This is a genomic window from Chthoniobacterales bacterium, from assembly GCA_036569045.1.
In the GTDB taxonomy this organism is placed as follows: domain Bacteria; phylum Verrucomicrobiota; class Verrucomicrobiia; order Chthoniobacterales; family JAATET01; genus JAATET01.
Genome location: DATCRI010000009.1, coordinates 46655 through 59553 on the forward strand (window position 1 = coordinate 46655; position 12899 = coordinate 59553).

Annotated in this window: 11 protein-coding genes; all 11 read left to right on the forward strand. The window is 56.6% G+C overall.

What is annotated here, in order from left to right:
- The first annotated feature begins 11 nt into the window (after window positions 1–11).
- The 11 genes from VIM61_02105 to VIM61_02155 all read left to right on the forward strand — a co-directional run bounded on the left by VIM61_02105 (window position 12) and on the right by VIM61_02155 (window position 12776).
- The gene (locus VIM61_02105; protein HEY8899193.1) at window positions 12–644 is read left to right on the forward strand and encodes an acyltransferase; all 633 of its coding nucleotides are present in this window, start codon (window positions 12–14) and stop codon (window positions 642–644) included.
- A gap of 14 nt (window positions 645–658) precedes the next feature.
- On the forward strand, window positions 659–1828 hold the full coding sequence (locus VIM61_02110) for a glycosyltransferase family 61 protein (protein HEY8899194.1): 1170 nt from the start codon (window positions 659–661) through the stop codon (window positions 1826–1828).
- Window positions 1829–1899: 71 nt separating this feature from the next.
- Window positions 1900–3144 (forward strand): hypothetical protein, encoded by a 1245-nt coding sequence (locus VIM61_02115; GenBank protein HEY8899195.1) that lies wholly within the window; start codon window positions 1900–1902, stop codon window positions 3142–3144.
- A gap of 182 nt (window positions 3145–3326) precedes the next feature.
- Window positions 3327–4388, forward strand: coding sequence for a glycosyltransferase (locus VIM61_02120; GenBank protein HEY8899196.1), 1062 nt, complete (start codon window positions 3327–3329; stop codon window positions 4386–4388).
- Window positions 4389–4395: 7 nt separating this feature from the next.
- The gene (locus VIM61_02125) at window positions 4396–5769 is read left to right on the forward strand and encodes a hypothetical protein (GenBank protein HEY8899197.1); all 1374 of its coding nucleotides are present in this window, start codon (window positions 4396–4398) and stop codon (window positions 5767–5769) included.
- A 112-nt stretch (window positions 5770–5881) separates the two neighbouring features.
- Complete coding sequence (locus tag VIM61_02130; GenBank protein ID HEY8899198.1) at window positions 5882–6937, forward strand: glycosyltransferase family 4 protein; 1056 nt, start codon at window positions 5882–5884, stop codon at window positions 6935–6937.
- The gene (locus VIM61_02135) at window positions 6927–7766 is read left to right on the forward strand and encodes a hypothetical protein (GenBank protein HEY8899199.1); all 840 of its coding nucleotides are present in this window, start codon (window positions 6927–6929) and stop codon (window positions 7764–7766) included. Before VIM61_02130 ends, VIM61_02135 begins: the two co-directional genes overlap by 11 nt.
- Window positions 7763–8971: a glycosyltransferase family 4 protein gene (locus VIM61_02140; GenBank protein ID HEY8899200.1), complete on the forward strand. Its 1209-nt coding sequence runs from the start codon at window positions 7763–7765 to the stop codon at window positions 8969–8971. Before VIM61_02135 ends, VIM61_02140 begins: the two co-directional genes overlap by 4 nt.
- Complete coding sequence (locus tag VIM61_02145) at window positions 8964–10091, forward strand: glycosyltransferase (GenBank protein ID HEY8899201.1); 1128 nt, start codon at window positions 8964–8966, stop codon at window positions 10089–10091. Before VIM61_02140 ends, VIM61_02145 begins: the two co-directional genes overlap by 8 nt.
- A gap of 34 nt (window positions 10092–10125) precedes the next feature.
- Window positions 10126–11142: an acyltransferase family protein gene (locus VIM61_02150; GenBank protein ID HEY8899202.1), complete on the forward strand. Its 1017-nt coding sequence runs from the start codon at window positions 10126–10128 to the stop codon at window positions 11140–11142.
- 137 nt (window positions 11143–11279) lie between these two features.
- The gene (locus VIM61_02155; GenBank protein ID HEY8899203.1) at window positions 11280–12776 is read left to right on the forward strand and encodes an exopolysaccharide biosynthesis polyprenyl glycosylphosphotransferase; all 1497 of its coding nucleotides are present in this window, start codon (window positions 11280–11282) and stop codon (window positions 12774–12776) included.
- Window positions 12777–12899 lie beyond the last annotated feature (123 nt).

Consider the following 12899-nt stretch of genomic DNA (forward strand, 5'->3'; position numbering starts at 1 on the left):
GTATTTGAGTGATGATTCGCTCGATTTTGAAATCAAATCTGGTTCGCTGGGCGGCGGGTCCTCCACTTAATTTGATTTCCAAAGGTTGTGTCCGCGTAAAGAGTCTTTTTGAATTTTGGTCTTTGCCCGAATTTAAGAGTCTTGGAGACGAGGTGGTATTTAGAATGCCTCGAGCTATAGCTCGCCCTGAATGCATCTCGATTGGATCAAATGTTTATCTCGGTCCGAACTCAGTGTTGTGCTGCGCAAAATCGTTGGCGGAAAATCAGAATCCTCAACTGATAATAAGTTCGGGAGTCTGGGCGACTCTAGGATTGCAGATTTACTGCATTTCATCCGTTATCATTGAAGAAGATGTGATGATCGCAGGTAATGTATTTGTTTCCGACTACTCCCACGGCTATTCTGACGCCACCACTCCCTATATTTCTCAAGGATTTAGTGAAATTCGCCCAGTCAAGATTAGTAAAGGCTGCTGGATTGGTCAGAATGTTGTAGTTCTGCCAGGTGTTCACATCGGCGAGGGAGCAATTGTTGGCGCAAATAGTGTAGTTACGAAATCAATCCCGCCTCGATCTATTGCTGTCGGAGCCCCAGCCCGTGTTATTCGAACGTGGGATGATGATCGCAAGGGGTGGCGCTAGCTTTCAAAAAGCGAATGGGAATCGTCCATTTTCTTAAAAAGGAATTAAAACGGGTGCCGGGGATGGCTGATCTTTTGGCGGCCCAGAAAATCGCCCCGATCGTAAGATCTCCGATCAAGAAGCTGGCGGGGAATTCCAAGGTTGCGATCTCTTCGGGACAGATTGCGGGAGAAGTCCAGGTTGTTCACGGTCCGGATTCGAGGGTAAGATATTTGCCGCAAGATGTCGCTTGGGCGACGGATCGGATTTTCACGGAAGCCGCTCCTGCGGAATATCCGGAATGCTTTCTTGTCCGCCTGCCAGATGGAGGAGTTTGGGACTTTTGCACAATTTCAAAAGAAGGGGCGCTTCTCGCGGATGTTTCCTACGAGCCGGGCTTGGATCTGGCGACGGGTCGTAATCATAGTTTTCTTGCTCGTCGATTTTCTCCTGCTGCAACGCACTTGGAGGGGACTGCGGTGAACCTCTGCACAAGTTGGGCTCACATCGCTTTTTATCATTGGATGATCGAATTATTGCCCCGGTTCTCCATTGCGAAGGAAGCGGGTGTCGATTTGGAGAAAGCGACCGTTCTCGTCAATTCCCTGAACCTTCCCTTTCAAAGAGAAAGTTTGCGGATTTTTAATATATCAAGAGCGCTGGCGGCTAATGGACTTCGTGTATCGGCCGATGAGATGTGCGTTCCTTCGTTGGCAGGGATTACGAGTAAGCCTCCACGATGGGCAGTTGATTTTTTAAGAGATTCCTTCTTCAACGGGGCTCGGAAGGTGACTGTCGAATGTCCTTCCAAAATCTATATTTCGAGAGGTGACACGGGATCTCGTCGGGTCCTTAACGAGGTGGAATTGACTGCACAACTCGCGCGACGGGGGTTTGTCGCCATGACGCTTTCGAAATACCATTTGCTGGAGCAGGTGGCGCTCTTCATGAACGCTTCCCACATCGTTGCGCCTCACGGTGGAGGGCTGACGAATATCGTGTTTTGCAATGCGGGCTGCCGCGTGGTGGAGTTGTTTGGGCCGAAGTATGTCAATCCCTGCTACTGGTCCCTCGCTGAGCTGGTGGGATTGGATTACCATGCGGAAATTGCGCCGGGCGTGCGCGAGTATCTCTACGATGGCCCCCGCGTGGCGGACGACTACGAGGTCGATGTCGAGCGGGTGTTGCAGGCCGTCGAACGATGAGATCGCTCTCGTCGTTTTTTCGGGAAGCCGGATGGTCGGTTTCGTCGCGAATCGCCCAGGCGCTCGCCTCGGTGGTCAACACGGCGCTGCTCGTGCGCTATCTGGGGCCGGAGTCGCTCGGTCTGCTGATCACGGTGTGGTCGACCCTGCTGTGGGGAAACCTCTTCAATCTTGGCGTGACCGGAGCCCTTGTGAATCGACTCGCGGTGCATGTCGCGGGCCGCGACGAGGGCAGCTATCGGCGGGATTTCGGCTCTGGGGCGGTGCTCATCCTTGCGATTGGGCTGGGATTGGCCGTCGTTCTTGGGATGGCGATCCTGCTTCTGCCGCTGCGCGCCGTCTTTCCGGTTTCCGATCCGAATCTGGTCGCCGCGCTTCCCGGGGTGTTATCGGCGGGAGGGATGGCCTTCGTCTCCCTCTTTCTTTCGAGCTTCTGCTACCCTGAATTCGCCGCCCGCGGTCGGCTGGCGACCTATTTCCGGATCAACACGGCGGCGTCGGTGGTCAATTGCGTCGCGGTGGCCCTTGCGTGCGGCCTGCAGCAGCCCCTCTGGGTTTGTGCAGTCGCGTTACTGGTTTCCGGTAACCTGTGGCTGCTCCTGGGAAGCCTCTGGGCGATCTCGCTCCGGACGATCGGCGAGGCGTTGCGGGCGGTGCGGTGGGGGGCTATTCGTGAGCTGATCGCAAGTTCGAAGCCATTTTTTCTGATCCAACTCAGCACGATCGTCCTGTTCAGTTGCGACGCGTTCATCATCGCGCACGCGCAGAGCTTCGAGAACGTGACGCTGTATTCCTCGATCAACCGCCTCTTCCTGCTCGGGTTCACGCTGGCCGGCGGCATCATCGCTCCGCTTTATCCCGCGCTGCGCAGCGCGGTCGTGAAGGAGGACTGGACATGGGTGACCGGGGTCGCCCGCCGGATGAGCCTGTCGGCGGTGGGTTTTTTGGGCGTGCTGGTGGCGGTGGGCGTCTGGCCCATCCCGGAGATCGCGAAGATCTGGCTGAGTCTGCCGGCGGCGGCTCCCTGGTTACTGTGTGTCCTTCTCGGACTAGCCACTGGGATGCGCTTGCTCGCCGACGTTTTCGGGCAATTGATTCTCGCCGCGGAACGGATGCGGACGGTCACCGTTGTGGCGATCTGCGCGCCGGTCATTTATCTCGGCTTCGCATTGCTGATGGTTCGGGTGCTGGGGGTGATAGCCCTCCCGATCGCGGCGGTGCTGGCCTTCGGATTCAGTATCGCCGTCGCGGGTTTCAACGTGCAGTCGCTTCTTCAGCTGGCTCGGGCTCAACGCACGGAATTCAAACGAAAATGAGGATTCTGGTTGTTTGCGAGGCTTTCGGCTACGGCGGGACGGAGCGGGCGGCCTGCACCTGGGCGATTGGCTTGGTGCGGCGTGGCCATCACGTGCGTTTCGTGGCTGGCACGGACGGCCCGCGGCGGAACTGGCTTGAGAAATCGGGCGTGGAGTTCGCGGTTGCGGAGAGTTCCGCGGGCGTGGCCCGGGAAATCGCCGCCTTTTCTCCCGACGTCATTCACGAGCACGTGCCCGGATTTTTACGCCGACAAAATCTGGGGCTCGACGGGCGGAGGAAGGCGGGTGCCATCCCGCTCGTCCAGACCAATGTTTTCGGGAGGCAGGACGAGATGCTGACGTATCGGGCCAGCGGCATCACCAGCTATATCTCCATGACTTCAGCCGCCCAGGCTTTCCAGCGGGCCGGGCGGTCAATCCGGCGGGAAGACTTCGACTTTCAGACGGTAGTGCCTTACCCCAGCGTGCCCGCGCCGGATGTGAGCGCCGTCGAGGCGGCCGAGGCGAGGCGAAGATGGGGCTTGGAATCCGGGGCATTCGTCATCGGTCGATTTGGCCGGCCGGACTGGCAAAAGTGGAGCCGGCTTTACGAACCGATTTGCCTGCGAGCGGCCCAGCGGCACCCGGAGGTGCGCTTCCTTTTCCAGGCCGCCCCGGGGGAACTCCGCGAGCGGCTTGCGAATTCCCCCGCGGCGCGGAATTGCGTTTTCCTGGAACCGACGCAGGATGACCGGGAACTCGCTCGCGCTATCGCCGTGTGCGACGCCATCCTGCATCTCTCCCGCATCGGCGAAAGTTTTGGCTTCTCCATCGCCGAGGCCATGCAGGCCGCCAAGCCGGTGATCGTGAATTCGAGCCCGGACTTCGATCAGGCGCAACTGGAGCTGATCCGGCACGGGATCGAGGGGTTTCACGCCAGCAGCGTGGGGGCGGCGTTGGAAGCGATCCGGCATTTTCGCGATGGCCGGTCGGATCTCGCGACGATGGGAAGAGCGGCTAAAATCCGTATCGCCGCCTTGGCCAATGCCGAAGATTCGACAGATAAATTGGAGCGCGTGCTGGCGGCGGCGGCGGCGGGCGGGAAAAACCCGTTTGCCGGAGAAGATTTTGAGAGCGTTTTGGAGGCCGCCAAGAATCTGCGGATGGTTTCTCACGGGCATGCCTTAAATGAGCAGCTCGAATTGCGATATCTAAGCCTGCGAGGACGGGTGCGGAATCGGTGGAATCGGTTAAAGCTTCGTTGAATTAGTCATGTATGTTCCGTTTGCAGAGAATATCGGGATTTTTGCCGTCGTAGGATTGGCTTTTGCCGCGCTTTACCTGTGGTGGTATCGCCGCACGTGGACCCAATTCTACGATCCGTATTTCACGAGTATCTTCATCATTGGGTTAAGCACCTGTTTCGTCACTTCGGTTCTCTACGTGTCTCCGGTGGTGCCGTTGACCATCCTGGCGGGGTTGCTCACCTTTTTGGCGGGGTTTCGGTATGGGCTTGGCAATCTCAACGGAGTGCTGAAGAGCGCCGCTCCCTTTCGGCCGAGCAAAAACAGTGACTTGGTCCTGGGGGCGCTTCTCGCATTCGGCGCGATTGCTCTGGCGCTGGACTTTTGGGTAAACGTGCGGCCGGCTCTCGGCACGGGGACGGAGTTGGGGGGGGCTCGCTACCTCGCCGGGGCAAACAACCGGTTCCTTTCGATCTTTGGGTATGCCGCTCGTCCGCTGCCTTTGTTTTTTTTCTGGTTGGTGCGATCCAAGTTTTTGAAGGCGGGGTGCATGGCTATGATTGCTTACGACCCCCTCTTCTCGATCTTGATGGGAGGGAAGTCCGCTATTTTTACGATGCCCCTTAAACTTGGGGCCATTCTCTATTTCAAATACGCCCTGCTTGGCGCGCACCGGAATTTCGCGCAATCGAAGTGGGAGCGTTTTTTCAAAAAAAATCGAGGTCTTTGCCTGACTGCGTTTGCGGGAGTCATCTTTTTAACGCTCGTGGTGACGCCCTTCTACATTACGAAGGACTTGTCGTGGGCCGGCTACCAAACGGGTTTCACGACGATCTCGCAAAGATTTTTACTGGGATTCGATTCGGCCTTGATGGCCATTCAATTCAATATGGCCTTTCCCTCGCCGGGCTTGAACCTGATCGAGTTGTGGTTTGGTGCCCCCCTCAAAGTGCTGGGGCTTTTTCATGGATATTGGAATGGCATTAACCAGTTTGTGGCGATTCATTTTATGATGTTGTCGGACGACGCGACCATGCAGTTCCCCAACAACTTTATCGTATTGGAAATCTTCGGGTCCATCGGATGGATCGCCGGTATCCCCTTGTTAGCCATTCTGTCCGTTTCCTTGGGAAAACTGATTCAGCATGCCGCGAGGAATCGGGCCTCGCTGATCTGGGCCTATTGGTTTGGCTATCTTTCGGTAAACCCTGTCCAGATGCTGATCGACGGTCAAAGTTTCTTCAATATGATGATGCTCGGACTTGTAATGGCAGTCCCTTTGTATTTCTTTTCCACGAAAGCTACCGGCCGTCGAAGAGTTCGATTTGTCAATTTTCGGAACTTCCCTGGAGGGCCGGCAACCTCGGAGGCTTCCCGCCGGTCTCCGTCGCGCTCCCGTTAGCAAGGACGCGGTCCGATTTCAAGTGGGGCCCGGATGAACGGTAGCTCAGAACAGTAGCCGCTTTAATGTCGTTCCCGAAATTCTAATGCGCGTCGCCTTGATTTCTCATGCGATGACGGTCCGCAGCACGTGGTCCAAGTCCGAAGTTTTGCGGCAAAAGGTGGACCTCTGCACGATCATTCCCCACGACTGGCAGACTTACGGGGTCGATGAGTCGGCGGCAGGCGTTCCGGAAGGGTTTCGCCGGCTGCCGTGCGTTTTCCCGGGCCGGATTCATTTCCATTTTCACCGGGGCGTCGGCCGGTTTCTCGATGAGTTTCGCCCGGACCTCGTCCATCTGGATCAGGAGCCGTATAGCATAGTCACGTTCCGGTGGGCAATGGCGTGTCGACGCCGCAGGATCCCCTACCTCGTCTTCACCTGGCAGAACATCTTCAAGCGCTATCCCGTGCCGTTTCGCTGGATGGAGAAGTGGGTGCTCTCGCACGCCGCCGGTCTCGTCTGCGGAAACTCGGAAAGCGTCGAGGTCTTTCGCCGGAAAGGCTATCGCGGCCCGATCTGGACGATCCCACAGTTCGGCGTAGAGGAACCGGAGACCTCGTGGCCTCCGCGGGAGAACCGGAAGCTACGCGTGGGATTTGTGGGCCGGCTGGTCGAAGAGAAGGGCGTGAGCGACCTGATTGCCGCACTGTCTCCCGTTTCGGGTAGCGAATTGGTTCTCATCGGAGATGGTGATGATCGAGAGGCTCTCCTCTCCCGGGCCAGGGCCTTGCCGGGGAAGGACCGGGTGGACTTTCTGGGGCCGATGCATTCGGAAAAGGTGCGCGAGGCGATCGGGACGCTCGACGTCCTCGTCCTGCCATCTCGCACGCGCTCCAACTGGAAAGAGCAGTTTGGCCGGGTGCTCGTGGAGGCAATGGCCGAGGGCGTTGCGGTGATCGGCTCGAGTTCTGGAGCCATTCCGGAGGTCGTTGGCGAGGCAGGATTGATTTTCGAGGAGGGCAACGTCGAGGCGCTCACCGATGCGATTCAAAAGATGGCCGACCCCGCGATCCGGGCAAGTTACGGGAGCGCAGGGCGGGCGAGATTTCGCAAACTCTATACGCAGGAGCAGGTCTGCGAACGATATGCCGAGGCTTATCGGCAGATTCTTTCTCATGCAGACTGATGGTTACAGTCATGTCCGGGTGGTGACCCCCACCTTGGGAGAATCGCCATTTCTTGCGCAAACGGTCGACTCGATTGCGAAGGTGGCTCCAGATTGCCTGCATGTCATGGCGGCTCCTGCATTGAAGGTCGACGAGTTGCAGCGGCGATTTCCGAGGGTTTTGGTCGTCGAGGACCGGGGACGCGCCGGCGGGATGTATGGGGCCATCAACGCGGGGCTGCGAGCTGCCGGGCGTTCATTCGAGGTCTGGACGTATCTGAACGACGATGACCTCCTTCGTCCGGGTTTCGCTCAGATCTGCCGCAAAACCGGGCTGCGGGAGGTCCGCTACGGCGATGTGGACCTCATCGACGCGGAGGGCAATCATCTCTCGTGGATCACCCGATGGAGACGAAAACAGTTGCCGCGAGGGATTCTGGCCGCGAGGCGCTCGCCATTGAACCAGCAAGGCACGGCATTCGGTCGGGATGTCTTCGTCGAATTGGATGGTTTCGACGAACGGCTCCGTTACGCCAGTGATTTCGATTTCTTTTCCCGGTGCGCACGCGGGAGCATCCCGTTGATCCCGGAACCGTTTCATGTGGCGAGTTTTCGGTGCCATGGAGGCCAGCTTTCATTGGAATCCACGCATTTCGATCGGGAAATTGCCGACATCCGACAGCAGTATTTCAGTGATGTGAAAACATGGGAGGTTCGCGCTGCGACCGCGGCGTTTCTTGCCCAAAACTTCCCAGTCTATGCGGGTCGTTTGTGGGCGAGAACTCCTTTGAGCGGAAGGGATTCCATGCGTTCCACTGGGAGCGTCGACCGTCGGAATAAACAACCGTGACCATCGTGCTCGTCAACGATTCGTGCTCGGTGAATGGAGGCACGGCGGCGGTGGCCATCGAGGAGGCCGTGGGGCTGTCCAATGCGGGATTCGCGGTGCATTTTTTTGGAGTGACCGGGCCGGTGGACGCACGGCTTGCGACGGCCGGGGTCCAGGTGCATTGCAGTGACCGCCCCAGCTTTCTCGACGACCCCGATCGGCTCGGGGCGGCGGCGCGAGGATGGTGGAATTTCGAAGAGGCCGCGCGCTTCCGGCAGCTGCTCCGCGCGCTCGATCCGAAGACCTCGATCGTTCATATCCACGGGTGGATGAAGGCGCTCTCTCCGGCGATCTTTCATACGGCTTGGACGGCGGGGTTTCGGGTCGTCACGACGCTGCACGACTACTTCTTGAGTTGCCCGAACGGGGCGTTTTTAGAGCATCCAACGCGGCGGATCTGCACAAGAAAGCCCCTTTCCCGTAGTTGTATTTCCTGCAATTGCGATCCGCGTTCTCGTGGGCAGAAATTCTGGAGGGTGGGGCGCGGATTCGTGCAGGAATACATTGCCCGGGCAGCGGAGCGAACTTCCGGCTTTCTCGCGGTCTCGAAATTTTCGCTGGAGAAGCTTCGAGATAAGATTCCCGCCGAATGCCCTGTCGACGTTGTCCAAAATCCCTTAAATTTGGCACCACCGGAAAAACCCGCCGGCGACCCTGGCGGTCCGTTGCTTTTTGTTGGACGCCTGTCGCCGGAAAAAGGCGCCATGATTTTCGCCGAAGCGGTCGCGGAGACAGGGCGATCGGCCGTTATTCTCGGAGACGGCCCCCAGGGGGACAGGTTGAGAGAATCGTATCCGCAGCTGGATTTTCGCGGGTGGGTCGATCCGGCGGAGGTGCGCCGATGGATGACGGTGGCATCTGGCCTGGTGTTTCCTTCGATCTGGTATGAGACAAATGGCTTGGTGGTCGCCGAGGCCATGGCTCACGGCCTGCCGGTTTATGTTTCAGAGGGAACGGCCGCCTGCGAGTTCGTGCGCGATGGGGTCACCGGATTTCGATTTCCCATGGGATCGGTTGCCGGTCTCGTGGAAAGGCTGCAGAGCAGTCGGGACATGGCTTTCGAGGTGGGCCGCCGGGCCTTTGACTGGTATTGGGCTGAGCCGTGGACCACGGAAAGTCACGTCACGAGGATCATTGATTTTTATCGCCGAATTTTGAATGAGTGAGCGTTCATCAGTTCATCTTGCCCACCACTGGCTTGTTGGCATGCGGGGAGGCGAGGCGGTGCTGGAGCAGTTCAGCCTCCTCTGCCCGGAGGCGCCGATTCATACGCTGGTGGCGAACCCCGCGAAGCTTTCCGAGGCCCTGCAACGGCACCGGATCGAAACTTCGTTTCTTCAGCGCCTGGGAGGAATCCGCCGTTACAAGGAAATGCTGCCGCTCTTTCCGCTGGCGGTTGGGCGGATGCGAGTTCCGAAAACCGCGACATTCGTTCTCAGTTCGGACGCGGCGGTGATCAAGGGGCTTCGGATGCCCGAGGGCGTTCCGCACGTGTGCTATTGCCACTCGCCGCCTCGGTATCTGTGGGATCAGCAGGAGACTTATGCGAAGCAAACATCCGGGCTGGGAGCCTTTGGGCGTTTCGTTTTTCGGGCCGTGACCCCCTATGTGCGGCGGTTCGATCAAAATGCGGCCCGGGGGGTCGACCATTTTATTGCAAATTCCGGTTTCGTGGCGGAACGGATTCGACGCTGTTATGGGCGGGAAGCTGCGGTGATCTATCCTCCAGTGAACGTCGGCGCCTTCGAAGCGGATCGGCCGCGCGGTGATTTTTACCTCATCGTTTCGGAACTCGCTCCCTACAAGCGGGTCGATCTGGCGGTCGAAGTCTTCACCCGTTTGGGCGAGCCACTGGTGGTGATCGGCGATGGGCCGGAGATGCCCCGGCTACGGGCGATGGCGGGCCCCACGGTGAACCTGATGGGACGGCAGCCTTCTGCGGTGCTCAAGGAGCATTACGAACGCTGCGCGGCGTTCCTGTATCCTCAGGTCGAGGACTTTGGCATAACGGCCGTCGAGGCCCAGGCGGCAGGAGCGCCGGTGATCGCTCTGGCCGCCGGGGGGGCCTTGGAATCCGTGCTCGACGACGAAACGGGAGTCTTCTTCCCGGAACAAAAGGTGGAGAGTCTCATGCGTGCAATCAAGCATTTCGAAGAACGGAGGGCGCTCCTCACTCCTTCCAATTGTCGTCGCAATGCGGAGCGGTTTCGTCCCGAGCGTTTTCGCGTCGAAATCCTAGGTTTTTTGAAATTGCACTACCCCTCACACTTCGGTTTTAGGGAGTGAGCGAGGAATGGATTTTGGGGTTCACTAACTTGAAATGGGCGAAGCAGGGCGCAAAAGTTTCAACCAAGTGTTGTCCGGAATCGGCATTTTTCTTGTCGTCTTAGGGCACAGCTCGGGAGTCCTGCCGGAGAAAGCCGCAATCATAGCCTCGGGAAATCCTTGGTATTTCGGATTCTTGCAGATTCTGGCGTGGATTTACACCTTTCACATGCCGCTTTTTTTTATGCTTTCGGGCATGAACTACGCAGAGTTCACTCTGCCCAAAACTCCTTCATACGTTCAGTTGCTCCGCTCGAAGGCATGTCGCCTTTTATTTCCCTATTTGACAATTTCCACGTTGGCCTACCCGGTCAAAGCCGTTTTGTCCCGTTTGGCGTTGAGGCCCATCGACTTGTCATTTGGTAGCTATTTCACGCAGATTTTTTACCCATGGGAGAATTCAATCGTTTTCTTCTGGTTCCTCCCAACTCTATTCCTGTGTTTCGCCGTGGCACCGCTATTGACCCATGCCCGGTCGGTGGGAGGGCGTGTTACTCTAGTTTGCGGATTGCTCGCCGCTTCGTTTTTATTTCCCCACCATCCCGTGAAAGAGGAATGGCTGGCATTGGGGAATCTGGGCGGCGTTCTCCATAATTTGATCTATTTCTACTTGGGCATCGAGTTGGTTCGACTAGGGCTCACTTCGGTCAGCCGGTCGATCTGGACTCTCGCAATTCTGACGGGTTTCTATGTCCTGCAGGGCTATTTACACTCGATCGAAATCGCGACCTTCATCTTCACCCTGATCGGAATTTCGGGATGTTTGGTATGCGGTCACTTTCTGAGCGGCAGCAATTTGCTTTCTAGTTTGGGACGCTATTCTTATCAGATATATTTATTTAGTTGGTTTTTCCAGATTCCTGCGCGAATCGTTTTCGGGCAAATTTGGTGCCCATCCATCTGGCTCGCCGTGACGGCAAGTCTCGGGGCCGGAATCCTCGGGCCTATCGTGCTCACGCGCTTCCTCGAAAAGGTTGCTCCGAAGTGGCTTTCGACACTCTATGGAACTTAACAGGAAGGGCTGTGAAAATTATGATTTCGCGATGCCGAATGTTATATTGATTTTGGGGTGTGGACGAACTGTGAGATACGAGTCCAACACCGTTATGTCGGTATTTTCCGAGGGATGCAAATTAGTCAAATTTTGACATGAAAGAGGATGTCCGCGTGAAGAGTTCCTGTGATGAGGTGGCGGTTTTGAGGAGGTTTCGACGTAGTCGCGACGGCAGAGGGGAAGACTTTCTGTTGGTTGCCTTGGTGGGAGGCTATCTTGCAATTTTTTTCCTTTCTCAGGTCCTCGCATATTGGATTCGTTTCCAATCCGTGGTGCTTCGGTGGATCCCTTTCGACGGCACGATTTTCGTGCAGATGCAGGGGGACTTGCCTTCCTATGTCCCCCATTTCCAATTAGGACTTATATTTTTCGTCGTTTCTGGAATTTATTTTGGAATCTTTGAAAGGTCGATGCTGTTGAAGCGGGGACGGGTTGTCATCGACCTTCTGTCGACGATGATTGTGTGGGCCTGCTTTTATCTTTTGCTAAGCCTTTTTTTCCGAGTTGATCCGCTGATTTCCCGGTTCTATTGCGTCTTGGTTGCGTTACTGTCTGTTCCCCTTCTGTTTCTCTGGCATCGGCTGATCATAACGATCGTCTGGAGAACCTCCCTGGGGAACTCTTTGCGGAAAAGTGTTCTGGTGATCGGATGGAACGCCGATGTGCAAAAGATCGTGCAACGCATGCGCGAGGATTTCCAAGCTCCTTACCGGATTGTGGGGGCGGTGGAATTCAATGAACACCACTTCGAAACAGCGCCTCCAATGGAGTTTAATCTGGGATCGGTGGGTGACTTGCGGACCATCGTTCGAAGTTCGAACATCGACGCTGTTTTGTTGGCGGACCTGAATCCATCGGTTCAGGACACCACATACCTTGTCAATGTCTGTCACAAGGAGATGGTGACATTCATGGCCATCCCCGCATTTTTTGAAGTATTGTTGTCCGGTTTGCGACTTCAGAGTTTGGGAGGGGTGCCGGTCGTGACAATTGGGCGGCTGCCACTGGAACATCTTCCGGCTCGGATGATCAAGAGAGTGGTGGATATTGTCGGAGCCTGTGTGGGGCTTCTCTTGGCTGCTCCGATTTGTGTCGTTGTTGGATTTCTAATTTACCGGGAATCGCCTGGTCCGATTTTCTTTTCGCAGGAGCGTTTTGGTCGAAGAGGGCGTCCGTTCAAAATGTATAAGCTACGGAGTATGTGCTTGGATGCGGATAAGACCGATCACCTTAGCCAGTCCACCGCCGTTGGAGACGCGAGAATGCTGAAAGTTGGAGCGGTGATTCGACGCTGGAATATCGATGAGTTGCCTCAATTCTGGAATGTGCTCCGTGGGGACATGAGTCTGGTAGGACCGCGTCCGGAGCGGGTATTCCATTCTCTTCAGTTGGAGGACGAGATCACGCACTACAACATTCGCTTGGCGGTGAAACCGGGGCTGACTGGCTGGGCGGCGGTGAACGGCCTGCGGGGCAATACTGATCTCAATGCCCGGGTGCGATTCGATATCGAATACATCGAGCGCTGGAGTCTGAGCTTCGATCTTTATATCATGGCGCTGACTTTCGTCAGGAACAGGAACGCGTATTAGGCCGCGGCACGCGGCCTGAAGTTGAAGAAGAAAGTTGAAGTTGAAGAGACGCGAGAAGAGCGTCGGACTCCACATTGTCTCTTGCATCCCTTTGATCCCTGTAAACTTTTTAGAAACAAGGAT

Coding starts and splice junctions, on each gene's coding strand:
- VIM61_02105 (HEY8899193.1), top strand. CDS start 12: ATGATTCGCTCGATTTTGAAATCAAATCTGGTTCGCTGGGCGGCGGGT.
- VIM61_02110 (HEY8899194.1), top strand. CDS start 659: ATGGGAATCGTCCATTTTCTTAAAAAGGAATTAAAACGGGTGCCGGGG.
- VIM61_02125 (HEY8899197.1), top strand. CDS start 4,396: ATGTATGTTCCGTTTGCAGAGAATATCGGGATTTTTGCCGTCGTAGGA.
- VIM61_02130 (HEY8899198.1), top strand. CDS start 5,882: ATGACGGTCCGCAGCACGTGGTCCAAGTCCGAAGTTTTGCGGCAAAAG.
- VIM61_02135 (HEY8899199.1), top strand. CDS start 6,927: ATGCAGACTGATGGTTACAGTCATGTCCGGGTGGTGACCCCCACCTTG.
- VIM61_02145 (HEY8899201.1), top strand. CDS start 8,964: ATGAGTGAGCGTTCATCAGTTCATCTTGCCCACCACTGGCTTGTTGGC.
- VIM61_02150 (HEY8899202.1), top strand. CDS start 10,126: ATGGGCGAAGCAGGGCGCAAAAGTTTCAACCAAGTGTTGTCCGGAATC.
- VIM61_02155 (HEY8899203.1), top strand. CDS start 11,280: ATGAAAGAGGATGTCCGCGTGAAGAGTTCCTGTGATGAGGTGGCGGTT.